Source organism: Micromonospora sp. NPDC005298, from assembly GCF_040607375.1.
GTDB lineage: Bacteria > Actinomycetota > Actinomycetes > Mycobacteriales > Micromonosporaceae > Micromonospora.
In genome coordinates this window covers 95,648-119,118 of sequence record NZ_JBEXGP010000011.1, presented here as the reverse complement: position 1 = coordinate 119,118, position 23,471 = coordinate 95,648, and the positions used below count along the sequence as shown (strand labels likewise).

Sequence of the window (23,471 nt, the reverse complement as noted above, 5' to 3'; positions counted from 1 at the left end):
ATCGTAGGGCAAGCGCTTTCCAGGACGCAACATCGACGACCGTCGAAGATTGCGGATGTCACCCGACTCCACCGACCCGCCGGACGTCTTGCCCTCGGTCCCGCGCACCTGATCGACTCACCCGATGGTTGCGCACATGAGCCCTGACGAGTTCCGCCGCGCCGGACACGCCGTCATCGACTGGATCGCCGACTACTGGGCCACAGTGGAGCAACGGCCGGTCACCCCGACCGACCCGCCCGGAACCGTGGCGTCCGGGCTGCCCGCCTCGCCCCCCACCGCCGGCGGCGAACCGGTCGAAGCGGTCCTCGCCGACCTGGACTCCATCGTCGTACCGGGGCTGACCCACTGGCAGCACCCCGGCTTCTTCGGCTACTTCCCGGCCAACACGTCCGGCCCGAGCGTCCTCGGCGACCTGGTCAGCTCCGGGCTCGGCGTCCAGGGCATGCTCTGGGCCACAAGCCCCGCCTGCACCGAGTTGGAAACGGTGATGATGGACTGGCTGGCGCAACTGCTGGACCTTCCCGAGCGGTTCCACTCCACCGGCAGCGGCGGCGGCGTGATCCAGGACTCGGCGTCCTCGGCGACCCTGGTGGCCACACTCGCCGCACTGCACCGGGCCAGCCACGGCCGCTGGCGCACGACCGGCGTCGACCGGCGCTACCGCGCGTACACCTCCACCCACGGGCACTCCTCCATCGAGAAGGCCGCCCGGATCGCAGGGCTGGGCGCCGACGGGGTCCGGACCATCGACGTCGACCCGGACACCCAGGCCCTGCTGCCAGCCGCGCTGCGCGCCGCGATCGACGCCGACCTGGCCGCCGGCGACATCCCCGCCATCGTCGTCGCCACCATCGGCACCACCTCCACCACCGCCGTCGACCCCATCCCCGAGATCGGGGCGATCTGCGCCGAATACGGCATCTGGCTGCACGTCGACGCCGCGTACGCGGGATCCGCCGCCGTCTGTCCCGAACTGCGCTGGTCACACGCCGGCCTGGAGTACGCCGACTCGTACTGCTTCGACCCACACAAATGGCTGCTCACCGGCTTCGACTGCGACGCGTTCTGGGTGGCCGACCGCGCCGAACTGGTCGAGGCGCTGACCGTGCTGCCGGAGTTCCTGCGCAACGCGGCCACCGAATCCGGGGCGGTCATCGACTACCGGGACTGGCAGGTACCGCTGGGCCGCCGCTTCCGCGCCCTCAAACTCTGGTTCGTGCTGCGCTGGTACGGCGCCGAAGGGCTGCGGGCACACATCCGCTCCGGAGTGGCGCTGGCCACTCGGTTCGCCGAACGGATCCACGACGACGACCGCTTCGACCTGGCCGCGGCACACCCGTTCTCGCTGGTCTGCTTCCGGCTACGCGCCGACGACGACACCAACGCGTCACTTCTGGAACGGGTGAACCACAGCGGCCGGGTGTTCCTGACGCACACCCGGGTCGGCGGCCGGTACACGTTGCGGCTGGCCGTGGGGTCACCCCAGACCACCGAGGCGCACGTCGACGAGGCGTGGACGCTGCTGTCCTCCGCCGCCGACCACCTGATGCGCCCCGCCTGACGCGCCCCGCCCCGCCTGACCCGCCCCGCCCGACGCGCCCCGCCGGACGCGTCCCGTCTGAAGGCAGGTCCCGGACTCCACCGTTGGTCATGATCGTGCTCGATCCTGGATGTAGTGGCCTCGAGACGGCGGGAAGGAACTACATCCAGGATCGAGCGCGATCTTGACCAGACCGCAGCAGGCCCCAGGCGCGCCAGGCCGCGACCCGGCCACTGTCGCAGCCGGTGGGCGGGTGGGGTTCAGCGTGGGGTGGACGTACCCGTCGCGGCCAGGTCGGCAGAGACGGCGGGTGACCCGACGGGCGCGACAGGGCAGGCCCCGGCGGGCTCGGCGGCGGGGCCAGCGGTCGCGGCCTCGGCGGCGGTGGCGCGGGCTCGGCGGGTACGGCGTAGTGCCCGCACGGCCAGGGCGAGGGCCGCCAGCCAGCCGGCCGCCAGCAGGGCGTAGAGCGCGGGGCGGACCGGGCCGTCCAGTTCGGCGGAGCGGATCAGGGTGCGCGCGTTTGTCAGCACGATCACGCCGCCGACGGCCGCGCCGAGCAGTTGCGCCGGCACGATGCGGACCAGCCAGGCGGCCAGTGGGGCGGCGATGAGCCCGCCGACCAGCAGGGCGGCGACGGTGGGCAGGAGGAATCCTTCGGTGCCCAGTCCGATGAGGAAGCCGATGCTGGCGGCGCCGGCGACCACGAACTCGGCGGTGTCCACCGAGCCGATCACCTTGCGTGGCTCGAGGCGGCCGGAGACGAGCAGCGCCGGGGTGGCGACCGGACCCCAGCCTCCGCCGCCGGTGGCGTCGACGAAGCCGGCGACCAGGCCGAGTGGGCTGAGGAACCGGCCACGCAGCCGCCCGCCGACCCGGTCGGTACGCAGTGGACGGGCGAAGCGGACCAGCAGGTACGCGCCGAGGGTGAACAGGATGCCGGCCATCCACGGCGCGGCGGATTCGGTGGAGATCGAGCTGAGCACTGTGGCGCCGGCGAACGCGCCGATCGCGCCGGGGAGCGCGATGCGGCTCACCACACGCCAGTCGACGTTGCCGAAACGCCAGTGGGCCACGCCTGCGGCGAGGGTGGTGCCGATCTCGGCCAGGTGCACCGAGGCCGAGGCGGCGGCCGGGGCGACGCCGGCGACCAGCAGCAGGGTGGACGAGGTCAGCCCGTACGCCATGCCGAGCGAGCCGTCGATCAGCTGCGCGACGAGCCCGACCAGAGCGAGAACCAGCAGCTTTCGCACGAGCGCCCCCTGACTTTTCGATATCTCCTATCGACTTGGTCGACAATGCGCCACGGGGCAGCCGGGGTCAAGCCCCTGATCGGTGGATGGGACGCCAGCCGACGGCGGCGCACCCCACGACGGCAGCGCACCGCAGGACGGCAGCGCACGACCGCAGCGCACCGCACCGCACAACGGCGGCGCACCACACAACGGCAGCGCACCGCGGGCCGGGACGAACTGGTGAGGGGGAAGTCGGTCAGATCCAGGCGCGCGGGTCGGCGGCCAGCTCGGTGACGCGGGCGGGCAGCGTGCCCGCGGCCACGTCGGCGACACTGACCAGTTCCAGGATCTCCCGCTCGCTGGCCCGCAGGGCGATCCAGACCTCCTGGAGGGCGCGGGCCGGGCCGTGGTAGCCGAGCTGTTCCGGGCGCTGCCCGCGGACGTGGGCGAGCGGGCCGTCGATGACGCGGATGACCTCGGCGAGGGAAATCTCCTCGGCCGGGCGGGCGAGCCAGTAGCCGCCCTCGGGGCCACGCTGGGCGTGCACGATGCCGCCTCGGCGCAGCTGGAGCAGGATGCTCTCCAGGAACTTCGGCGGGATCTCCTGGGCTCGGGCGATCTGGTCAGCGGTGACCGGCCGGCCGCGCCCCGGGCCGCTGGCCGTCGCGGCGAGTTCCGCGGCCGCGCGGAGGGCGTAGTCGACGCGGGCGGAAAGGCGCATGTCGGCAAGGTTAGCCCGGTGGCCGACCGGCCGGACGGGCGGCCCTCAACCGATCATCCGGCCACCGGCGGCGTACGTCTCGATCCACCGTCGGGTGGGGCCCGAAATGCGACGACGAAGCGACCTTATGCTGGGCGGGGAGTACGACTGACCAATCGTTTGGGCGGCTCCGGAAGCATATTGATAAACACCTGGATCACGTCGGGGGGAAGGCAACACGATGACCGATGTCGCCACACGTACCTGGGATGGCATGACCATCCCGGTCGCCGGCACCTATCTTCTCGATCAGGCGCACAAGCGGATCGGTTTCCTCTCCCGGCACATGATGGTGAGCCCGGTGCGTGGCGAGTTCGCCGAGGCGACCGCGCAGATCTCCGTGGCGGAGGATCCGCTGCTCTCGTCCGTGACCGCGACCATCGAGGCGGCGAGCATCACCACCGGGAGCCTGGACCGGGACACCCATCTGAAGAGCGCCGACTTCCTCGACGTGGAACGCTTTCCCAATCTTGAATATAGAAGTACGGGCATCGAATGGAAGCGCAACGAGGATCCCATCTTCCAATGGGCGCGACTGCGCAGTAGCCGACTCGGCGGACGAGGCAGAAGTCACATTTCCCCGCCGCAGCCCGACTCACCGTCCGGACGATTCGTCCTCACCGGCGAGCTGACCGTGAAAGGAATCACGCGGCCGGTCGACCTTGAGGTGAATTTCGGTGGCGCCCGCCAGGATCCGTACGGGCAGAACATCTTCGGATTCAGCGCGACCGCGGAAATCAACCGTGAGGACTACGGCCTGCTCTGGAATGTGGCCCTCGAGAGCGGTGGGGTGCTGGTCGGCAGGACCGTGCAGATCGAGATCGCCGGCGAGGCCATCCACCAGTCGTGAGACGTCGACATCCCCGCCAGGAGCGCAGGTGTGCGCCTGGCGGGGATGTCGACGGTGGTCAGGAGCCGACGCGGCGCAGCAGACCCTCCTGCACGGCGCTGGCGATCTGCCGGCCGTCGGTGGTGAACATCCGGCCGGTGGCGAGCCCTCGCGCCCCGGACGCGGACGGGCTCCAGCAGTCGTAGAGGAACCACTCGTCGGCACGGAACGGACGGTGGAACCACAGCGCGTGGTCGAGGCTCGCGCCGACCACGCCGCCCGGCCCCCACACCTCGCCGTGCACGGAGAGCACCGAGTCGAGCAGGGTGAGGTCCGACGCGTAGGTGAGGGCGCAGGCGTGCAGCAGCGGATCGTCGGGCAGTTTGCCGTCGATGCGCATCCACACCCGCTGGTGCGGGTCGGCTGGCCGGTCGCCGGGGCGGACCCAGCCGGGCTCACCGACGTAGCGCACGTCGATCGGGCGGGGGATCTGGCCCCAGATGCCGAGCCGCTCGGGGTAGCGGGCCAGCCGGTCGCTCATCGTCGGCACGTCCTGCGGGGCGGGCACGTCCAGCGGCGCCGGCGCCTGGTGGTCCAGCCCCTCCTCGGCCCGCTGGAAGGACGCCGACATGAAGAAGATCGGCTTGTCGTGCTGGAGGGCGACCGCGCGGCGCACCGAGAAGGAGCGGCCGTCGCGGATGTTCTCGACCTCGTACGCGATGGGTTCGGCCGGGTCGCCGGGGCGGACGAAGTAGCCGTGCAGGGAGTGCACGAACCGCTCCGGGTCGACGGTGCGGCCGGCGGCGACCAGGGCCTGACCGGCCACCTGCCCGCCGAACACCCGCTGCGGGCCGACCCGGGGGCTCATCCCCCGGAACGTCATCTCCCCGGTCGAGTCGAGGTCCAGTACCTCCAGCAGCTGGTCCACCGCCGCCTGGCCGACCGCGACCCGGCCGTCGCTCACTGCAGCGCCCGCGCCGACGCCGCGTCGACAAGAGAGCCGAGCTGGTGTACGCGCAGCGTGTTGGTCGAGCCGGGGGTGCCGGGCGGGCTGCCGGCCACGATCACCACGTAGTCGCCCGGGTTGGCCCGGTTGAGGCCGAGCAGCGCCTGGTCGACCTGCCGGAACATGTCGTCGGTGTGCTGCACGAACGGCATCAGGAACGTCTCCACGCCCCAGGTCAGGGCGAGCTGGTCACGCACCTCGGGGACCGGGGTGAAGGCCAGCAGCGGCAGGTCGCAGTGCAGCCGGGAGAGCCGCCGGACGGTGTCGCCGGTCTGCGAGAAGGCGACGAGTGCCTTGGCGTTGATGGCGCGGGCGATCGACGAGGCGGCCACGGTGAGCGCGCCACCGTGGGTACGCGGGTCGTGCTGCAACCGGGGCACGCCGATCGAGCCGGATTCGGTCGTCGTGATGATCCGGGCCATGGTGCTGACGGTCAGCACCGGATACTTGCCGACGCTGGTCTCGCCGGAGAGCATCACGGCGTCCGCGCCGTCGAGGACCGCGTTGGCCACGTCGGAGGCCTCCGCGCGGGTGGGGCGGGAATTCTCGATCATGGAGTCGAGCATCTGGGTGGCGACGATGACGGGCTTGGCGTTCTCCCGGCACAGCTGCACGGCGCGCTTCTGCACCAGCGGGACCTGGTCCAGCGGCATCTCGACACCGAGGTCACCGCGGGCGACCATGACGCCGTCGAAGGCCAGCACGATGGCCTCGAGGTGCTCCACCGCCTCGGGCTTCTCGACCTTGGCCAGCACGGGACGGAACATGCCCTCCTCGGCCATGATCCCGTGCACGAGCTTGATGTCCTCGGCCGAGCGGACGAAGGACAGGGCGACCAGGTCGACCCCGAGCCCGAGCGAGAAGCGCAGGTCCTCGGCGTCCTTGTCCGACATGGCGGGCACGCTGACGGCCACGTTGGGCAGCGAGACGCCCTTGTTGTTGGAGACCGGGCCGCCCTCGGTGACGAGGCAGCGGATGTCGTTGCCGGTGACGTCGGTGACCTCGACGGCGACGCGGCCGTCGTCGATCAGCAGCCGGTCACCGGGCTTCACCTCCTGCGGCAGCTTGCGGTACGTGCAGGAGACCCGCTCCTTGGTGCCGACGATGTCGTCGCCGGTGATCACGACCGAGTCGCCGGTACGCCACTCGTGGGGGCCGTCGGCGAACCGGCCCAGCCGGATCTTGGGACCCTGGAGGTCGGCGAGGACGGCCACCGGCTTGCCGGCCGCCTCTGACGCCTCCCGGACCAGTCGGTAGACCGCCTCGTGGTCGGCGTGGCTGCCGTGGCTGAAGTTGAGCCTCGCCACGTTCATGCCGGCCTCGACGAGGCCCCGGATGCGCTCCGGGGACGAGGTGGCGGGACCAAGAGTGCAGACGATCTTCGCGCGGCGTGTCACGCCCATCAGGCTAGTCTCTCCTTCGGGTCGAACTCGTGGCCGACCCCTTGCAGGCAGCGGAACAGGTGTCCAACGACGCGCGGTGCGCGTCGGGCCGGCGGGTGGAACCGCACCGGGAACGTTGTGGCGACGGGCAACGGCGACCGCGCGCCGGGAATCGTACGCCTTTGCCGGCCCGCGCTGTCGGGGTGCTCCGAGGGCGGGTCACGTTTCGGGCACCGGCGGGGGCAGGGTGGGGACGGCGGTGAGCAGGTCACGGCTGTCGTACCGCCGCTTGGCGTGGCGCAGCCGCGCCCAGTTCGGGCCGTACGCCAGCCGGACCCGGTCGGTCTCGACCGGGCCGAGCAGGTTCGGGTAGCCGCCGGGCAGCGCGAGCGGGGCCAGGGCCGCGGAGGTGCGCTCGGCCCACGCCCGGTGCGGGTCGGCCCTCTCCCCCGGCGCCCAGACGGCGATGATCTCGGTCAGGATGTGCTCGTCGCGCAGGCCGAACGCGGTGTCGGCGAGCCCGACCCGGGTGGCCGCGCCGTGGAAGTGGTGCAGGGCCACCGCGGAGTACGGCGAGCTGACCTGCCGGGCCGCGTCGACGAGCGTGTCGACGGCGCCGTCGGTGAGCGCCGGCAGCCAGCGGGTACGCAGCAGGTAGTGGTTGCCGTCGACCATCCCACCGTCGAACATCCGCAGCGCGTCCGCGTACGGCATGGGGGTGATCTGGTCGACCAGCGGCGTGCCCAACGCCCGCAGCCGATCCATCCACGGCTGCCCGGCGGCCAGGTCGGTGCCGCTGTAGAACGGGCAGACGAAGATCACCGGCTCGCCTGCCGGGCCGGGCAGGAAACCGGCCATCACGGTCAGCTCGTCCGGTACCTCGGCGAGCAGCGCGCCGTAGCCGCGCAGCACGGCGGGCGCCTCGGCCAACGGGAACATGATCATGCCGGCCAGCACGGCGGGCAGCCGGTGGGCGCGGAAGCGCAGCTCGGTGACCACGCCGAGGTTGCCGCCGCCACCGCGCAGCGCCCAGTACAGCTCGGCGTCGTGGTGGGGGTCGGCGGTGACCCGGCGGCCGTCGGCGAGGACGACCTGCGCGCCGAGCAGGTTGTCCAGGGACAGCCCGAACCGGCCGCACAGCGGGCCGTACCCACCGGCGAGGGTCAACCCGGCCATGCCCACGCCCCCGACCGTGCCGGTGGGCACCACCAGGTCGTACGGGCGGGCGGCGGCGAGCAGCCCGGCGGCCGTGACCCCGCCGCCGACGGTCACGGTGGCCGCGTCCGGGTCGACGCGGATCGCGCGCAGACCTGTCACGTCGAGCACCACGCCGCCGTCGCGCAGCGCCCGGCCGGCCCAGTCGTGGCCGCCGGAGCGGACCGACACCGGCAGGTGACACCGGGCTGCGACGCGGAGGACGTCGGCGACCTCGTCGGCGTCCAGGCACCGGGCGACGAGTGCGGGAGAGCGGTCCACGGCGCCGTTCCACAGGCGGGTGGTGGCGGCGAACGCGGGGTCGGCCGGCTCGTGCAGCCGGTCACCGAGCAGGGCGCGCAGTCGGGCGGTGGCCGACGCGACATCGGGGCGGGCGGCGGAGATCACGGCGACTCCTCGACCGGGGCCGTCCGGTGGCGCCGGGTACGCCCCGGCGGCCCGCGCAGGGCGCGACCGTAGCACCGGCGGGCGGCCGGACGCCGTCACCATCACGACAGCCACCGCTGGATCGCCAGGTCAGCTCTCGGTCTTGACCAGCGGGAACTCCAGCGAACCGGCCGGGCAGAGGAACGTCAGCACGTCCACCCGGTAGAGCCCGGCCTGCACGGCCGGATCGGCTTCCAGGACGCTGCGCACGTCGTCGACGCTGCCGGTGCGGGCCAGCCCGAAGCCGATCGGCGGGTCCGGGTTGCGGGCCGGCCCGTCCACCGACCCGGAGACCAGGATGATGCCGCGCCGCTGCAGGGCCTGCATGTGCTCGGTGTGTTCGGCCTGCAACCGCTGCACGGTCTCCGCCGGCAACGCCCGTCCGGCCGCGCCGGGGTAGATCACGATGCACTCGTAGGTGTCGAGCGCGAAGTTGAGTTGCGGCACTCCCGTCATGGGTGCTCCCTCCGCCGTCGCGTCGGCACGTACCGGCCGGTGTCGCCAGGCACCAGCCAAGCGTCGCACGGCGGTGCCGGCCGTACCTGTCGCTCGGCGCAACTGGCCCCGGTCGGGGCCGCGCTTCCCACGGTGCCGGGTTCGACGCCGCCGACCCGGTGCCGGGACCGACTACGGTGGACGATCCGGGCGGCGCTCAGGGAGGTCGTGATGCGCGACGACGAGCCGGTGGCGGGCGCGCTGCCGTACGCCGAGGTGACCGACGAGGCGTACGCGGTACGGGCCGCGGCCGACTTCACGGTGCGGCAGTTCGCGTTCGCGGTGCAGCTCGGCGGGCGGTGCCCCCGCTGCGACCACCCGACCACGAGCACGCTGGTGGACGCGTTGTACCGGCGGAACGTCCCGGCGGCGACGGTCCCGGATGCCGACTACCGGACGGTGCTCTGCGAGTGTGAGGCCGAGCATCCGGCCCGGCCGGCCGGTTCGCGCGGGTGCGGCGCGTACTGGACGGTGCGGCTGGAGGTCGAGGCATGATCCGGTTGCGTCCGGGGCCGCCCGCGACGGTCGCCGACCTGCACCGCGCCCAGCAGCTGGCCGGCCTGCTGCGGGGTGAACTGGAGCGGGTCCGCGCGGCGGCGGTGGCCTGGCGCAACGGCCTGGGCGGGCTGCTGGTGGCGCTTGTCGGGTTCAGCCTGATCCGGGGTCGCACCGATGTCAGCACGCTCGCGTCGGGGTGGGGTGCGCTGGTCGGTGTCCTGCTGCTCGCCGCGTTGACCGCCGGTGTGGGCGGGGCGTTGGCGCTGCTGCGCGCGGCGCACGGCCGGTTGACGGTGATCGCGGTGGAGGACCTCCCGCCGGCACCGCTCGGCGACCACCTGGAGGCCCTGACGGCGGTGCGGTTCCTCCGGGCCGGGGTGTGGCTGGTGCTGCTCTGCACCGCGCTGCTGGTCGCCGCCGTCGGCGTGACCTGGTACGCGCCCGGCGCCTGAGCGGGACCTCTCAGGGGCCGAGGTGCGCGTAGCCGGCCCACGTGTCGGGCAGCCCCGGCAGGGCGGCGCGGAGTCGGCGGACCGCCAGGTGCAGGGCCGTCGCCGCCCGGTCGGGCGCGATCCCGCCGGGCACCGCCAGCCCGTCGTACACGTCGGCGCAGAGCTGGGCCGTCAACGCGTCCGAGATGGACCAGAGGGCGCCGATGACGTGCCGGAACCCGGCGAGCTGGAACGCGGTGCCGAGGGTGAGCGCCTCGTCGGGCAGGGCCGCGCCGCCGCGTACCGTCTCGCAGGCGGACAGCACGGCAAGCGCGGCCGGGTTCGCGGCGGGTCGCCACAGGTCCCGTACGTGCAGCGCGCCGCCGGCCAGCGCGAGGCGCCCCCAGGCGGGGGCGCGCAGGTCCTGGGTGCCGTGACAGGACAGGTGGGCGACCGGTTGGCCGGGGAGCGCGGCCAGCACCGCCGCCGGGGTGGCCGCCGGGCCGAGCAGCGACCGGACCCGGGGCAGGTGCCGGCGGACGATCTCCTCCTCCCGACCGACGCCGGGCAGGTCGGCCAGGCCCGGGGTCCGGGGCATGCCGACCACCAGCGCCGAGTCGACAGGTCCGGGTGCGGCCGGTACGCCACCGCGGGCGTGCGCCAGCGCGCGCAGCGAGGCCGTGTACGACGACACCACCCGGTCCAGGACTCCCGCGCCGTCGGGCGGACCGGCGGCGTGCAGCGGCAGCAGCGTGAGCAGCCCGGTGGGGCACCACCACAGCCGTGGCCAGTCCCCCTCGGACGGCGCGGGAGCGGGCAGGGCCGCGTCGAGCACCGGGGCGGCGACGGTGCGCCACAGCCAGGCCAGCGTGCCGGTGATCTCGGTCCGCGCCGCCGTGCGCCGACGCTGCGTCTGCGGCGCCGGGGCGTCCGGCTCCGCCGGGCCGGTGAGTACCGCGATCGCGGTGAGGAAACCGGCCGTCCGGTTGACCAGCTCGGTCAGGGTCAGCTCGGGCAGCGGCACCAGCTCGACCCGGCCGTCGGCGACGACCAGCGCGTCGCAGCGGCGGGCGGCCACGTTGACCAGCACCACGGGACCGCCGGTGGCGGCCTCGGCCAGCGCGGCGAACGGCGGTGGGCGCAGGAAGTCGGCGAACCCGGGCCGTTCACGGATCTCGGCCAGCACCTCACGCCGGCGTACGGCGAGTTCGTGGCGCCGCTCCGGCGCCGTGCCCGGCTGACCCAGCGGTGACATCGACACGGCCGGTGGCACGGCGAAGTCGTCGAGGGTGGCCTGGAGTTCGGCGAGCCGGGCGGCCAGCCGGGGTGCCTGAGCGCGGAGCGCGGCCAGGTCGGCGCCGGCGTCGTGGGCCCGGGTGAGCAGGACGCCCCGGCCGTACTCCAGCAGCTCGACCGCGCGCTCCGGCCGGCCCAGGTCGACGGCGACGGCCGCCGCGTCGCTGGCCAGCCCGGAGAAGAGCCCGAGCAGGCGGGCCTGGTCGTCGGGGTCCATGCCGTGCCAGGCCACCAGGTCGATCAACTCGATCGCGGTGGCGTACCCGTCGAGCGCCGCCGGCAGGTCGCCACCCGCCTCGGCGTGTGCGGCGTACCGGCTGGCCGCCCTGGCGCGCAGCAGCGACGGCGCGGCCTCCACCCGCACGGCGGCGCGCAGCGCCTCGGTCGCCTCGGTCGCCTCGGTCGACCCGGCGGACCCGGCGACCGCCTCCAGTGCGGTGGCGAGGTTGCTCAGGCACATGGCGCGGGCGGGATGGTCGGTGGCCAGCGCGTCGACCGCCCCCCGGTACGCGGCCAGCATGGCCTCGGCGTCGGCGTGCGCCTCGTCGCCGTCGGTACGTTGCGCCCGGAAGCGCAGGAGCAGGGCGTTGCCGAGGTTGGTGCGGATCCGGTGCCGGTCCACGTCGGCCGACGGCAGGCCGTCCAACCGTTGGAGCAGGGCGATCGCCTCGTCCAGCGCCACCGGGTCGTCGCGCAGTCGGTGCCGCAGCAGGTGGGCCAGGGCGAGGGTGGCCAGCGTCTGGGCGTACTCGACGGGTTCGGCTTCCCGCTCGGCCAGGTCGGCCGCCTCGCGCAGGGCGGTGATCGCGGCGTCGGAGTCCCGGGCGACGCGGGCCGCGACCTGGTCCGCCGGCTCCCCGCCGGCGGGCAGCGCACCCTCGACGGCGAGTTCGACCAGGCGGTTCAGCGCCGAGCCGTGGTTGGTCAGCGCCAGCATCCGGTCCGGGTGCCCCGGCGGCGCGGCCTCGGTCGCCCGGGCCAGCACCCCGACGGCCTCGGTGAGGGTCGCCAGGTCCTGCGTGGAGGCGAACAGGGACTGCAACACCAGGCCCAGGTTCGACAGGTAGCGGGGCAGCAGGTCGGCGTCCGGCTCGGCGGCGGCCACCGCGTCGCGCAGCGCCACGGCGGCCGGCTCCAGCAGCGCCGGCTCCCCGGCCAGGTCGGCGAGTTCCCGCAGCGTGTTGCCGAGGTTGTTGAGCACCTGGTGGCGCACCGGGTCGGCGCCGGACAGCAGCGACCCGGCCTCGGTGAGCGCGTCGCGGGCGGCCCGCAGCGCCTGCACCCCGCCCAGGTCGGCCTGTCCCCTAACGAGCGTGTAGCCGAGGTCGCCGAGCCGGCGGCCCCGCGCGACCGGATCACGCGAGGCGGCGACGGCGTCGCGCAGCAACCGCACCGCCTCGGTGATGTCGTCGACGCGCCGCCGCTGCTCGTACCGGGTGACCAGCAGCCCGGCCAGGGCCTGCCGGGCGTCCGCGCGGTCCGGTCCGCCGTGGGCCGCCCCGACGGCGCCCACCATCCGGTACGCCTCGATGGCGGCGTCCAGGTCCCCCGGGGCGCCGTCGGCCTGGTGCCGCTCGGCGAGCAGGGCGGCCAGCCCGGCCTGCGCGGTGCCGGCCAGATCCGGGGCGAGACCGCCGAACCCGCTCAACGCCGACCGGTACGCGTCGATGGCGGCGTCCCGGTCGGGGCTGGCGCGGTCGCGCAGGAATCGTTCGGCGAGGGCCGTGCCGTGCAGCGCCGCCACCCGGGGATCGCCACCGTCACGGGCCACCCCGAGGGAGTCGACCGCCTCGTCCAGGTCGCCGGGGTGCCGGCGCAGCCGCCAGCGGTCGCGCAGCCGCTGCCCCAGGTTGGCGCGTGCCAGCACCCCCACCGGGGCGCCCGCGCCCGCTGTCCGGGCTGCCTCGCGCAGCAGGGTGACCGCCTCGTCCAGGTCGGCCGGGTCGCGGTCGGTGTCGTACCGGTCGCCGAGGACGTTGCCCAGGTTGAACAGCCGCACCGGCCGTTCCCGGTCACCGGCCGGGGTGGCCTCCAGGCTCTCCCGGTGCGCGTCGATCGCGGCGGGCAGGGCGCGCCGGCGGCCGAGGTGCTGGAACTGGTCGCGGTGCACCCGGCCGAGGGCGGACAGGTAGTGCAGCCGCTCCGGCGCGTCGTCAGGGGTGCCGGCGACCGCCTGCCGTAGCAGTGTCTCGGCCCGGTCGGCGGCCCGGTAGTCGTGGTTGGCCTCCGCCGCGCCCATCAGCAGGACGGCCTCGACGTACCGGGCGCCGGCCGTGTCGTCCGCCGACCGAGGGCTCGGGACGCGGGAACCGCCCTGGTGCCCGATGCCCAGGACGGCGGGCAACGACGGCGGCACCCGGTGCGGGGCGACACGCAGGAGGAACTCGGTGAGCCGGACGGCCCGCGCGAGGTCGTCGGCGGCCTCACCCGGGGGCAGGAGCTGGTGGCGGTACGAGTGCAGGCAGGCCAGCAGGACCATGCCCTCGGCGACCTGATCCGGTAGCGGACCGTCCGTCGGTGTGCCGGCGACCAGCTCGACGACCACCTCGGCGTCGTGGACCGCGCCGGAGTCGAGCACCTCGCGGGGATCCAGGGTGGCCGCGAAGCGGTCCAGCCGCTCCCGCAGCCGGCGTACCGGGTCGGACCTGAACCGTCGCCACATCGCGCCTCCCCCGACCGGCCTGGGTTCAGGGGTAGCAGATCGGACAGGTGGGACGCCAGGGGGAGGAAGACGCAAATTCCGGGCAGCGGTGGTGTCCCCTCCCACACGGTCCGTGCGGATTCGGCGGCCCGATCCGGGGGATCATCACCGGGGTGGCGGGGGCTGGCCTCCCGCCGCGACGACACGATTGGGGATCCGCGTATGGCGACCGACATCAGCAAGCAGCCCGCGAAGGCGTCCGGCACGTACTCGATCGGCGGCGACGTCCCGGTCAACCGGCTCGGCTACGGCGCGATGCAGCTCACCGGCCCGGGTGTGTGGGGTGACCCGAAGGACCCGGCCGAGGCGGTGCGGGTGCTGCGCCGGGCGGTCGAGATGGGCGTGACGTTCATCGACACCGCCGACTCGTACGGGCCGTTCGTCTCCGAGCTGCTCATCCGCGAGGCTCTGCACCCGTACGCCGATGACCTGGTCATCGCGACGAAGGCCGGGCTGACCCGCTCCGGGCCCGGCGACTGGCGGCCCGTGGGCCGGCCGGAGTATCTGCGCCAGCAGTGTGAGCTGAGCCTTCGCCACCTCGGCCTGGACAGCATCCCGCTCTACCAGTTGCACCGGATCGACACGCAGGTGCCGCTCGCCGACCAGCTCGGCGAGCTGGCGTTGCTGCGCGAGGAGGGCAAGATCCGGCACATCGGGCTGTCCGAGGTGAGTGTGGAGCAGATTGAGCAGGCGCGGGCGATCACCGAGATCGTCTCGGTCCAGAACCTGTACAACCTCGCCAACCGCAGCGCCGAGGACGTGCTGGAGTACTGCGAGCGCAACGACCTCGCGTTCATCCCGTGGTTCCCGATCGCGACGGGTGAGCTGGCCCGACCGGGCGGCCCGCTGGACGCGATCTCCACGGGCCACGGCGCCACGCCCGCGCAGCTCGCGCTGGCCTGGCTGCTGCGCCGCTCGCCGGTGATGCTGCCGATCCCGGGTACGTCCTCGGTGGCGCACCTGGAGGAGAACGTGGCCGCCGCCGACGTACGGCTCACCGACGACGAGTTCGAGGCGCTCGCCAAGGCGAGCTGACCGACCGGGTCGGACGCCGCCGGTTCAGCCGGTGGTGTCCGACCCGGACTCGCGGGCGGCCCGCAGCGCCTCGGTGGCCTGGGCCAGCAGGCGGGTCGTGTCGGTGCGCCCGTTCACCTGGAGTTCGACCTCGGTGTCGCCGGCCTGGATCCGGATGCTGGCCTCGGTGCGCTGCTGGTCGACCCACGACTGCAACAGGTTGAACAGGCCCGGGAGCAGCCCCTGGGCAAGCACCGCGATGATCACCGCGTCGCTGAAGCCCGGTCGTCCCCCGCCGCCACCGCCCTGGCGGACCACGGGCCGGTACCGGGGGTCGCGGTGGATCCAGTCCAGCAGGGCGACGGGCGGTTGGTGGCGCTGCCGGGGGTTGATGGTCAGCCGCAGGGGCGACCGGGCCGCGGCGTCACTGTCGGTCACGGGCTCTCCCGGTCAGTCGGCGAAGGGGCGGAAGGCGATGGTGTCCCCGTCGGCGGTGGCGACGCCCTCGACGGTGAACGCGTCCTCGTCGGTGAACGGTTCGGTGGAGCCGAAGTACGTGGTGGTGCCGCTGGCCTGGGCCTTGCCCCGGGTGGCGTCGGGGGTGCCGACCCGGGCGCTGGACGGGCCGGTCAGCTCGACGACGACCTTCGGGTACTCCAGGATCTTCCAGGTGACCTTCTGCGCCGAGCCGCCGTAGTAGCGGAACGGGCAGCCGGGCGGAGCGACGACTGTCTGCTTGGCGCACTCGTCCAACCAGGCGCGCACCTGGGCCTCGACGGCCTCGACCGTCGTCGGCTTGAGCCGCGGAGTCAGTTGCAGGGTCGCCGCGCCCTGCGCGGGGTCGACGAACACGGTCTCGACGGGCGTCTCGCTGAGCGCGTTGGACGGGCCGGTCGCGGTGTACCGGCCGGGCAGCAGCGCCAGCGACCGTCCCTCGGTGTCGCCCGACAGTTCCACCCCGTTGAGCCGCACCCCAGGGCCGGCGACGTCAACGGTGAGCGGGATCAGTCCACCGTTGAGCCGCCAGCCGTGGAACAGCCCGCCGCCGCTGGCCTCGTCGTCGCGGCGCAGGCGCATGGTGGCGGTCTGCGCCGCGTCGCCAAGCCGGTACGACACGGTGGCGGTGGCGGTGTCGTCCTCGCGCTTCAGCTCCCTGATCTTGACGTCGGTCGGCGGCCGGTAGCCCTCGTGGCGCAGCAGTTTGGCGAGCAGCGCGCGGTCGGCGGCCTCGCCCTGATCGTTCAGGTAGCCGAGCGCGGCGTCGCTGTCCCGGTCGGCGAGCGCGGAGAAGTAGCCGTCGACCGCCGCCTGGGGGCGGAAGAACGCCCACTGCACCGCGCTGAGCCCGCCGGTGCCGACGCAGGCCGCCAGCGTGAGGGCACCGACCAGCAGCCAGGTGCGGCCTCGCGTCGGCTGGGCGTGCGGGCGCCGGAGACCACCAGCAGGCGCGGCTCCAGCAGCACCCGGTAGAGCGTGTAGCAGACCCGATCAGCGCCGCCGCGCCGACGGTGCCGACGAGCCCGGTGATCAGCGCGAAGGGCTCGTCGGCGGCGCCCAGCCAGGGCAGCACCAGCACGCTGAGGAAGCCGATCAGGAAGCCGACGACGAAGCCGACGAAGCCACCGAGGACCCCGCCGGAGCGGCTGAGGAACGTCTCCAGCAGTGAGCCGATCAGCGGGACGTCGCGCAGCGCCTCCGGCAGCTGGTCATCGGCGCCGAAGCCGCCGGCGAAGAGGCCGACGACGGCGAGGCTGAGCCCGCCCCAGAAGGCCAGCAGGAGCGCGATCGGCAGGTAGAACCAGGTGGCCAGGAAGGCGCCGAGCACGCCCCGCCAGTCCCGCAGGATCCCGGCGCGCAGCCAGACCAGCGCGTTGGGGTAGCCGGGTGGCCGGTCGGCGAACCCACCGGTGGGCGGCGGCGTGTCGGCCGCCGGCGGTTCGGCGGCCCGCACGTCGAGCTGCGGCACGGTCGGTGGTGTGCTCTCCGGCGGTGCGGCGTGCGGGTCGGTCATGCGTGCTGCTCCTCGTGAAAGGCCGGTCGTCCGTCCCGAATGGACAGCCGGAGCAGGCTATCGAGCAGATCTGATGCCTGCCACACCGTTTCGCCGGAACGTCGCCCACCCGACACTCGCTGTCGCGCCCGCGCGGGCGGCTCCCCTCCCGGGACCGCCCGCGCGGGACCGGGTCAGAGCGCGACGCAGTTGGGTCGCACCGGGCCGTCGGCCAGGGCGCCGCGCACGATGGTGTACGAGGTGCCGTCGAGCACCAGACCGAGGTGCCCGACGACCCGCAGCGGGCAGTACGCCTGGATCAGCACGTTCGTCGCCCCGTCGTTCACGGCGGCGTTCCCGGTGGGTCGGACCAGTTCGTCCTGCAGGGTGCGGATGGTGGTGTACCGCACCGCGCCCGGTGTGTCGTCACCGGCGTTGAGGTCGGCGAGGAACGCCGAACCGATGGTCATCTGCTGGCAGGCCACGACACCGGCGCAGCTGCCGAGGCCCAGGAACGCCACGATGTTCGCCACGTACGTGCCGTACTGCGGTGTGCCGAGGCTGACGTACCTGCCGATGGTGGCGGTGCCGCCGAGCCGTTTGAGGTAGTAGCGGCTGACCAGGCCGCCCTCGGAGTGGGCGACGACATCCACGGTGGACGCGCCGGTGCTGGCCCGTACCTGCTCGACGAAGCCGGCGAACGCGCGGGCGGAGGTCGGTATGTCGCCGAGGCCGAGGCCGGGCAGTTGGTAGATGAACGTCCGGTAGCCGTCGCCGCGCAGTCGGGCGGCGATCGGCTCGTACGCGACGGCGACGCCGCTGAGCCCGCCGACCACGATGACGGGGTTGGCGGCGGCTGTCGCCGCGAGGGCGGGAGCGGGGGCGGCGGGTGCGGGGGCGGCTGCCGCGGGGGTGGTGGTCGCGAGGACGGCGGCGGTGGCGAAAGTGAGGGCGAGGGCGGTCTTTCGGAGCAGCATGGCTGCACCTCCGGGGGGAGGGCGCCCGGCGGACCGGGCAGGTGGGGTGGGGTGTCCGGTCGACCGTGCGCCGATGATGCCCGCAACAATTCGGAGCCGTCAATGACTTGTTACGCGCCGGTAACCCGTTGTTCCACCGAGGGTGCAAACCGGCATACCGCCGCGCTCCATATCGGACGGAACCGGTTGGCTGGCATGCTGTGGGCGTGGCCGCGGACGAACCTCCCGAACGCCAACTGCGGGTGATGCCGTGGTGGCTGGTCCTGATCGGCCTGCTGGCAGCCCTCGCCCTGGGCTGGCTGGTCCTGGACCTGCTGCTCACCGAGGCCGACCGGGCCGGCCAGCCGGACACCCGCGCCACGCTGCGCATCGACGCGATCCGCACCGGGCTGACCGTGGTCGCCGGCACCGGCGGCGGCCTGGCCCTGCTGCTTGCCGCCCGCCGTCAGTGGATCGCCGAACTCGCGCAGCGGCACCAGGAGGGTGTCGCCGTCCGCGACCAGGCCCACCGCGACCGGGTCCAGGCGCACGCCGAGTCGGTGGCCGAGGCCGCGCAGCACCACCAGGACCGGCAGTCCCGGGCGGCCGAACACGACGCGGCCGAACGCCGGCTCACCGAGCTGTACACCCGCGCGGTCGAGCTGCTCGGCAACGACAGCGCGGCCGTACGCCTCGGCGGGCTGCACGCCCTGGAACGCCTCGGGCAGGACAATCCGGCGCAGCGGGCGACGATCGTGGCGGTGCTCTGCGCGTACCTGCGGATGCCGCCGCCGCACGACGAGCCGCGCGAGACGGAGGTCCGGCGCACCGCGCAGGGCGTCCTGACCCGGCACCTGCGCGCGGACGACGCGGTCCACTGGCCGGGCATCGTGCTGGACCTGACCGGCGCCGCCCTCGTCGACTTCGACGCCGACGGGTGCACGCTTGTCGACGCGGACTTCAGGCGTGCGGTGTTCACCGGCGCGACCAGCTTCGCGGGCGCGACCGCGCGGGGGCCGTTGCTGTTCGGGGCGGCGGTCCTCGGTGACGTGGTCTTCGACGGCTTCAGCGCCGAGGGGGAGGTCGTGCTGGACGGGGCGCGGTTCGGCGGGTCGGCCAGTTTCGAGGGCGCTGCGTTCGACGGCCTGTCCTGCCGGCGGTCCAGCTTCGCCGGCCCGACCTCGTTTCGTCGGGCGACCTTCGGCCAGCCGACCAGCTTCGACGCGACCCGCTTCGAGGACGCGGTCTCGTTCCGGGAGGCCGAGTTCCTCGGTGCCCTGTCGATGGAGCACACCGAGTTCGGTGGGTCGGCGAGTTTCCGCTCGGTCCGATTCGCGAACATGGCGCTGTTCCGCTGGACGACGTTCGGCGCGGAGGCGCTGTTCGACGGTGCCCGCTTCACCGACGCCGCGAACTTCGGTCGGGCCCGTTTCCACAGCATGGCCAGCTTCCGCGACGTCCACTTCAGCCGGCCGCCGCAGGTCGAGCAGGCGCGGGCGGTGGTCGACCTCGGTCACCGTTGGCCGGCGGGCACCACCGTGAAACGGCTCGACGACGAGTGGCTGCTGCTCGTCGACGGGTGAGCGGTCAGCGGGCGGCGGCCACCGGGCGCAGCCCGTCGAGGGCCACGCCGAGCACCCGGTCGCGCTGCTCGGGCGAGGGGAACTGGGCCATGGTGAGGCCACTGATCAGCCGCACCACGTCGTCGAACCCGATGTCGTCGCGCACCACGCCAGCGGCCTGCGCACGGCGCATCAACGGCTCCCCGGCGGCGTAGATCTCCGCCCGGCAGGTCCGGAAGATCTCCGAGTCGTGCAGGAGCTGCTCGGCGAGCGCCCGCTTCGTGGCGACGTACGCGACGAAGCGGTGCAGCCACGCGACCAGGGCGTCCCACGGGGGCAGCTCGGCCAGGTCGGCGGCGGAGCTGCTCAGCGCCCGGACCTCCTCGACGTACACGGCCTCGAAGAGGTGCCGTCGGGTCGGGAAGTTGCGGTAGAGCGTGCCGATGCCGACTCCCGCCCGCCGGGCCACGTCCTCCAGGGAGGCGGCGGCGCCGTTCTCGGCGAAGGCGTCCCGCGCCGCGACGACCAGCGCGTCGTAGTTGCGCCGTGCGTCGGCCCGCTTGGGCCGGCGCGCGAAGACCTCGGGCATCTGCCCCGCGCTGGTCATGACGTGCGTCACCTCACCTCGGTTGCATCCGGAGGCACCCCTCCGCTAACTTAGTGGAGGCGCCCCTCCGGAAATGCCGGAGGGCACCCTCCGGTTAGCTTACCTCGGGACCCGCCCGATCCGCCTGGCCACCCGATCGCCCGGACCCGACACCCCGCCCGCCACAGACGACGGGTGACACATCTCCTTCCGTACCGTCATCAGGAGTTCTCTCTCGTGTCAGTGACCCCCCGACGCAGCTCGCGTCGGCTCACCTTCACCGTGCTCGCGGCCGGTGCCGGGTTCTTCGCGATGCTCCAGTCGTTGATCACCCCGGTGCTGCCCACCATCCAGCAGGACCTGCACACCTCCCAGAACACCGTCACCTGGGTGCTCACCGCCTACCTGCTCTCCGCGTCGATCTTCACGCCGATCCTCGGCCGCGTCGGCGACATGGTCGGCAAGGAGCGGATGCTCGTCGTGTCGCTCGCCGCGCTCGCCCTCGGCTGCCTGCTGGCCGCCATCGCGCCGAACATCGGCGTGCTCATCGTCGCCCGGATCGTGCAGGGCATCGGCGGCGCGGTGTTCCCGCTGTCGTTCGGCATCATCCGCGACGAGTTCCCCGCCGCCCGGGTCGGCTCCGCCGTCGCCGCCATCTCGGCGATCGTCGCCGCCGGCGGTGGGCTGGGCGTCGTGCTCGCCGGCCCGATCGTCACCGCGCTGGACTACCGGTGGCTGTTCTGGATCCCGATGGTCGTGGTCGGGCTGACCGCCGTCGCCGCGCACCTGTTCGTTCCGGAGTCCCCGGTCCGGACGCCCGGCCGGATCGACTGGCGCGCCACAGTGCTGCTGTCCGGTTGGCTTGTCGCGCTGCTCCTGCCGATCAGCCAGGGCGCGGCCTGGGGCTGGACCTCCACCCGGGTGCTCGGTCTGCTGGCGCTTGCCGTGGTGCTGCTCGTCGGCTGGCTCGTCGCCGAGGTGCGCTCGCCCAACCCGCTCATCGACATGCGGATGATGCGCCTGCCCGGCGTCTGGACCACCAACCTGGTCGCCCTGCTCTACGGCGCGTCGATGTTCTCCGTGTACGCGTTCCTCCCGCAGTTCGTGCAGACCCCCACGTCGGCCGGCTACGGGTTCGGCGCCAGCATCAGCCAGGCCGGCCTGCTCATGCTGCCGATGCTCGTCGCGATGTTCGTCGCCGGTCTGGTCGCCGGGCGACTCCAGTCCGTCTTCAGCGCCAAGGCGCAGCTCGCCACCGGCGCCGCGTTCAACGTGGCCGCCTCCGCGATGCTCGCCGCCGCGCACGACACCCGCTTGGAGGTCGCCATCGCCGGTGGGCTGGTCGGTCTCGGCATCGGCCTGGCCTTCGCGTCGATGGCCAACCTGATCGTCGGCAGTGTGCCCGCCAGCCAGACCGGCGTGGCGACCGGCATGAACGCCAACATCCGCACCATCGGCGGCGCGATCGGCGCGGCCGTGGTCAGCGGCGTGGTCACCGCCCACCCGCAGGCCAGCGGCCTGCCCCGGGAGGCCGGCTTCACGACGGGCTTTCTCGTCCTCACCGCGATCGCCCTGGCGGCCGCCCTCGCGGCGCTCGCCGTCCCGTCCGCCCGGCGGGCGTCGGCCGGTCGCCGGCCGACCACCTCGACGATCGTCGAGTCCGAGCTAGCCGGCGAGTTCGCCACCATTCCGGCGACCCGCTGAGGGTCCGTGTCGCGGCCCGGGCGGTTCGCCGCCCGGGCCGCGACACGATCCGGAGTACGCTGACCGCCCGCCCGCCGTCGCTCAGGATGTGCCCATGCCCGAGATGTTGACCACCCAGCGGATCGAGGCGATCGGCTCGATGGGATCCGAGAGCCCGGACCCGGCCGCGCTGGTCGCCGAGCTGGTCGGTGCCGTCGACGAGGGCCGGGTCGCCGATCCCGCTGACACCGGGTACGCCCTGCTGGTGGCCGCGGACATCATGGAGCAGGCGGGCGACCTGGCCGACGCGCTCGCCCTGGCCACCCGCGCCATCGCCGAACAACCCGACGACAACACCTACGTCCGCGCGGTGCGTGGCGGCCTGCTGCTGCGCCTCGGCCGCGTCGACGAGGGCCTGGCGGAGCTGGCCGAGCTACGTCCGCTGTTGGAGACCGACCCCGACGCCGTCCACCTGGTCGAGAGGCTGGCCGAGTCCGGCCACACCGAGACGGCGGTCGCCTGGCTCACCGAGGCGCTCGACGTGATGCTCGACCGCAGCCGAACCCACCAGCACGAGTCGGAGGACGCCCAGGACACCACCGCCGCCATGATCTACGGGTTGGTCCAGCGGCGGCACGACCTGCGCGAAGAGCTGGGCCTCCCCCACGACGAACACGACACCCTCGCCGACCGGCTGCGCGCCGCGAGCAGCCACGCCCTCGACGCGATCGACGACGGCCCGGCGACACTGCTGTACTGGCCGCGGGCCGAGTTCGACGCCCTGCTGGCGCGCTGGCCGGCGCTCGTCGACAGCTTCCCGCCCACCTGGGACGAACACCGCGCCCAGATCGAACGCGCCCTCACCGAGGCCTCCAGCCTGGGCGGCGCGGACCTGGGTGTTGCCGCCGGCACCGTCGCGGGCCTGGCCGCCTTCGCCGGCGACGACCCCATCGACGAGGAAACCCTCGACGGGTACGCCGACAGCCTCGACGAGACCGGCGTGACCGCCTGGCCACCCGGGCGCAACGACGCCTGCTGGTGCGGCTCCGGCGCCAAGTACAAGAAGTGCTGCCTGCCCCGCTCGCGCGGCTGACCACCCCTGCGAATGGACCGGCTCGTGCCGCCGAATGGTGGCGCGGTTCCCCGAGAGCGATACCTGTGCGTCATAGATATGACCCACAGGTATATCGCTCTCCACCGTGTTCGGTCGGCCCGTGCTTCGACGGCAGCCGGAGCCGACGGGATTCCACTTATGATCGACGCGTCCGCGACACCCGATCGAGTTCGGCGACGGAGGCGATGGCGTGACCGCGCAGGAGCAGCACGAGACGGTCGAGGACAGCCCGGTCGGCTGGGTCGCCAAGCACATTCGGCGGTACGTGGCCACCGACGGCGCGGATGGCGGCAGCTACCACGGCTATCCCGCGCTGCTACTGACCACCAGGGGCCGCCGGTCCGGCACGCTGCGCCGGACCGCGCTGATCTACGGCCGCGACGGTGACAACCACCTGCTGGTGGCCTCCAACGGGGGTTCGGCCCAGCATCCGGCCCGGTACCTGAACCTGAGCGCCGACCCGACCGTCGAGATCCAGGTCGGTGGCGAACGGTTCGCCGGGCGGGCGCGCACCGCCACGGCCAAGGAGCGGGCCCGGCTGTGGCCGGTGATGACTACGGTCTTCCCCACGTACGCCCGCTACCAGAAGGACACCGACCGCGAGATCCCCGTCGTCATCATCGAACGATCGACCGGTACCGGTGCGCGTTGATCCGGAGTTCGGGGCCGATGCCGTGGCGGCGAGCGCCGTAGACTCTGCCCTCGGCGCTCGGGACTAGTTCCGGCCCCGCCGACGGCCCAGCCGGCAG

Annotated in this window: 20 protein-coding genes; 9 read left to right on the top strand and 11 right to left on the bottom strand. The window is 73.5% G+C overall.

Annotated features, from left to right (window positions below):
* Positions 1–136: 136 nt before the first annotated feature.
* On the top strand, positions 137–1,564 hold the full coding sequence (locus ABZS77_RS17875; protein ID WP_354823803.1) for a pyridoxal-dependent decarboxylase: 1,428 nt from the start codon (positions 137–139) through the stop codon (positions 1,562–1,564).
* A 239-nt stretch (positions 1,565–1,803) separates the two neighbouring features.
* Here the strand turns inward: ABZS77_RS17875 and ABZS77_RS17870 are convergent, their stop codons facing one another.
* Together ABZS77_RS17870 and ABZS77_RS17865 are read right to left on the bottom strand one after the other, a co-directional pair.
* Positions 1,804–2,796, bottom strand: a complete 993-nt coding sequence (locus tag ABZS77_RS17870; RefSeq protein ID WP_354823801.1) for a sulfite exporter TauE/SafE family protein — start codon at positions 2,794–2,796, stop codon at positions 1,804–1,806.
* Between the two features lie 238 nt (positions 2,797–3,034).
* A complete protein-coding gene (locus ABZS77_RS17865) occupies positions 3,035–3,499 on the bottom strand; it encodes an Rrf2 family transcriptional regulator (protein ID WP_007462839.1) in 465 nt (154 codons plus the stop codon).
* 220 nt (positions 3,500–3,719) lie between these two features.
* Between ABZS77_RS17865 and ABZS77_RS17860 the strand changes: the two genes are divergently transcribed.
* Complete coding sequence (locus ABZS77_RS17860) at positions 3,720–4,388, top strand: YceI family protein (protein ID WP_354823799.1); 669 nt, start codon at positions 3,720–3,722, stop codon at positions 4,386–4,388.
* A 58-nt stretch (positions 4,389–4,446) separates the two neighbouring features.
* Here the strand turns inward: ABZS77_RS17860 and ABZS77_RS17855 are convergent, their stop codons facing one another.
* From ABZS77_RS17855 to ABZS77_RS17840, 4 genes are all read right to left on the bottom strand, one after another.
* Positions 4,447–5,331 (bottom strand): acyl-CoA thioesterase II, encoded by an 885-nt coding sequence (locus ABZS77_RS17855; RefSeq protein WP_354823797.1) that lies wholly within the window; start codon positions 5,329–5,331, stop codon positions 4,447–4,449.
* Positions 5,328–6,776, bottom strand: coding sequence for a pyruvate kinase (gene pyk / locus ABZS77_RS17850; RefSeq protein WP_354823795.1), 1,449 nt, complete (start codon positions 6,774–6,776; stop codon positions 5,328–5,330). The genes ABZS77_RS17855 and pyk overlap by 4 nt, the downstream gene beginning before the upstream one ends.
* Positions 6,777–6,974: 198 nt before the next feature.
* Positions 6,975–8,357 carry an FAD-binding protein gene (locus ABZS77_RS17845; RefSeq protein WP_354823793.1) on the bottom strand — a complete coding sequence of 461 codons (1,383 nt, stop codon included), beginning with the start codon at positions 8,355–8,357 and terminating at the stop codon, positions 6,975–6,977.
* 129 nt (positions 8,358–8,486) lie between these two features.
* Positions 8,487–8,852, bottom strand: coding sequence for a YciI family protein (locus ABZS77_RS17840; RefSeq protein ID WP_354823791.1), 366 nt, complete (start codon positions 8,850–8,852; stop codon positions 8,487–8,489).
* Positions 8,853–9,062: 210 nt separating this feature from the next.
* Here ABZS77_RS17840 and ABZS77_RS17835 point away from each other — a divergent pair, with 210 nt between their 5' ends.
* Together ABZS77_RS17835 and ABZS77_RS17830 are read left to right on the top strand one after the other, a co-directional pair.
* The gene (locus tag ABZS77_RS17835; RefSeq protein WP_354823789.1) at positions 9,063–9,386 is read left to right on the top strand and encodes a hypothetical protein; all 324 of its coding nucleotides are present in this window, start codon (positions 9,063–9,065) and stop codon (positions 9,384–9,386) included.
* Positions 9,383–9,841, top strand: coding sequence for a hypothetical protein (locus ABZS77_RS17830; protein ID WP_354823787.1), 459 nt, complete (start codon positions 9,383–9,385; stop codon positions 9,839–9,841). Before ABZS77_RS17835 ends, ABZS77_RS17830 begins: the two co-directional genes overlap by 4 nt.
* 10 nt (positions 9,842–9,851) lie before the next feature.
* Here ABZS77_RS17830 and ABZS77_RS17825 read toward each other — a convergent pair whose 3' ends face one another.
* Positions 9,852–13,778 carry a CHAT domain-containing protein gene (locus tag ABZS77_RS17825; protein WP_354823785.1) on the bottom strand — a complete coding sequence of 1,309 codons (3,927 nt, stop codon included), beginning with the start codon at positions 13,776–13,778 and terminating at the stop codon, positions 9,852–9,854.
* Positions 13,779–13,979: 201 nt separating this feature from the next.
* On the opposite strand from ABZS77_RS17825, the gene ABZS77_RS17820 reads away from it, so the two are divergent.
* Entirely contained in the window at positions 13,980–14,852 is an 873-nt protein-coding gene (locus tag ABZS77_RS17820) for an aldo/keto reductase (protein ID WP_354823783.1), read from the top strand.
* Positions 14,853–14,876: 24 nt separating this feature from the next.
* Here the strand turns inward: ABZS77_RS17820 and ABZS77_RS17815 are convergent, their stop codons facing one another.
* The 3 genes from ABZS77_RS17815 to ABZS77_RS17805 form a co-directional block, all read right to left on the bottom strand.
* Positions 14,877–15,269, bottom strand: coding sequence for a hypothetical protein (locus ABZS77_RS17815; protein WP_354823781.1), 393 nt, complete (start codon positions 15,267–15,269; stop codon positions 14,877–14,879).
* Between the two features lie 12 nt (positions 15,270–15,281).
* A complete protein-coding gene (locus ABZS77_RS17810) occupies positions 15,282–16,166 on the bottom strand; it encodes a hypothetical protein (RefSeq protein WP_354823779.1) in 885 nt (294 codons plus the stop codon).
* An 849-nt stretch (positions 16,167–17,015) separates the two neighbouring features.
* Positions 17,016–17,798 carry an alpha/beta fold hydrolase gene (locus ABZS77_RS17805; RefSeq protein ID WP_354823777.1) on the bottom strand — a complete coding sequence of 261 codons (783 nt, stop codon included), beginning with the start codon at positions 17,796–17,798 and terminating at the stop codon, positions 17,016–17,018.
* A gap of 206 nt (positions 17,799–18,004) precedes the next feature.
* On the opposite strand from ABZS77_RS17805, the gene ABZS77_RS17800 reads away from it, so the two are divergent.
* Positions 18,005–19,360, top strand: a complete 1,356-nt coding sequence (locus ABZS77_RS17800; RefSeq protein ID WP_354823775.1) for a pentapeptide repeat-containing protein — start codon at positions 18,005–18,007, stop codon at positions 19,358–19,360.
* A gap of 4 nt (positions 19,361–19,364) precedes the next feature.
* Here the strand turns inward: ABZS77_RS17800 and ABZS77_RS17795 are convergent, their stop codons facing one another.
* Positions 19,365–19,946 (bottom strand): helix-turn-helix domain-containing protein, encoded by a 582-nt coding sequence (locus ABZS77_RS17795; RefSeq protein WP_354823773.1) that lies wholly within the window; start codon positions 19,944–19,946, stop codon positions 19,365–19,367.
* Positions 19,947–20,162: 216 nt separating this feature from the next.
* Between ABZS77_RS17795 and ABZS77_RS17790 the strand changes: the two genes are divergently transcribed.
* The 3 genes from ABZS77_RS17790 (at position 20,163) to ABZS77_RS17780 (ending at position 23,374) form a co-directional block, all read left to right on the top strand.
* Positions 20,163–21,629 carry an MFS transporter gene (locus ABZS77_RS17790; RefSeq protein WP_354823771.1) on the top strand — a complete coding sequence of 489 codons (1,467 nt, stop codon included), beginning with the start codon at positions 20,163–20,165 and terminating at the stop codon, positions 21,627–21,629.
* Between the two features lie 94 nt (positions 21,630–21,723).
* Complete coding sequence (locus ABZS77_RS17785; RefSeq protein WP_354823769.1) at positions 21,724–22,701, top strand: SEC-C domain-containing protein; 978 nt, start codon at positions 21,724–21,726, stop codon at positions 22,699–22,701.
* Positions 22,702–22,912: 211 nt separating this feature from the next.
* Positions 22,913–23,374 (top strand): nitroreductase family deazaflavin-dependent oxidoreductase, encoded by a 462-nt coding sequence (locus tag ABZS77_RS17780; RefSeq protein ID WP_354823767.1) that lies wholly within the window; start codon positions 22,913–22,915, stop codon positions 23,372–23,374.
* Positions 23,375–23,471: the final 97 nt, after the last annotated feature.

What these genes read in the sequence shown, in the direction of transcription:
- ABZS77_RS17840 (WP_354823791.1), bottom strand. Translation starts at nt 8,852, where the DNA reads ATGACGGGAGTGCCGCAACTCAACTTCGCGCTCGACACCTACGAGTGC.
- pyk (WP_354823795.1), bottom strand. Translation starts at nt 6,776, where the DNA reads ATGGGCGTGACACGCCGCGCGAAGATCGTCTGCACTCTTGGTCCCGCC.
- ABZS77_RS17875 (WP_354823803.1), top strand. Translation starts at nt 137, where the DNA reads ATGAGCCCTGACGAGTTCCGCCGCGCCGGACACGCCGTCATCGACTGG.
- ABZS77_RS17820 (WP_354823783.1), top strand. Translation starts at nt 13,980, where the DNA reads ATGGCGACCGACATCAGCAAGCAGCCCGCGAAGGCGTCCGGCACGTAC.
- ABZS77_RS17825 (WP_354823785.1), bottom strand. Translation starts at nt 13,778, where the DNA reads ATGTGGCGACGGTTCAGGTCCGACCCGGTACGCCGGCTGCGGGAGCGG.
- ABZS77_RS17860 (WP_354823799.1), top strand. Translation starts at nt 3,720, where the DNA reads ATGACCGATGTCGCCACACGTACCTGGGATGGCATGACCATCCCGGTC.
- ABZS77_RS17830 (WP_354823787.1), top strand. Translation starts at nt 9,383, where the DNA reads ATGATCCGGTTGCGTCCGGGGCCGCCCGCGACGGTCGCCGACCTGCAC.
- ABZS77_RS17865 (WP_007462839.1), bottom strand. Translation starts at nt 3,499, where the DNA reads ATGCGCCTTTCCGCCCGCGTCGACTACGCCCTCCGCGCGGCCGCGGAA.
- ABZS77_RS17805 (WP_354823777.1), bottom strand. Translation starts at nt 17,798, where the DNA reads ATGCTGCTCCGAAAGACCGCCCTCGCCCTCACTTTCGCCACCGCCGCC.
- ABZS77_RS17785 (WP_354823769.1), top strand. Translation starts at nt 21,724, where the DNA reads ATGCCCGAGATGTTGACCACCCAGCGGATCGAGGCGATCGGCTCGATG.
- ABZS77_RS17795 (WP_354823773.1), bottom strand. Translation starts at nt 19,946, where the DNA reads ATGACCAGCGCGGGGCAGATGCCCGAGGTCTTCGCGCGCCGGCCCAAG.
- ABZS77_RS17835 (WP_354823789.1), top strand. Translation starts at nt 9,063, where the DNA reads ATGCGCGACGACGAGCCGGTGGCGGGCGCGCTGCCGTACGCCGAGGTG.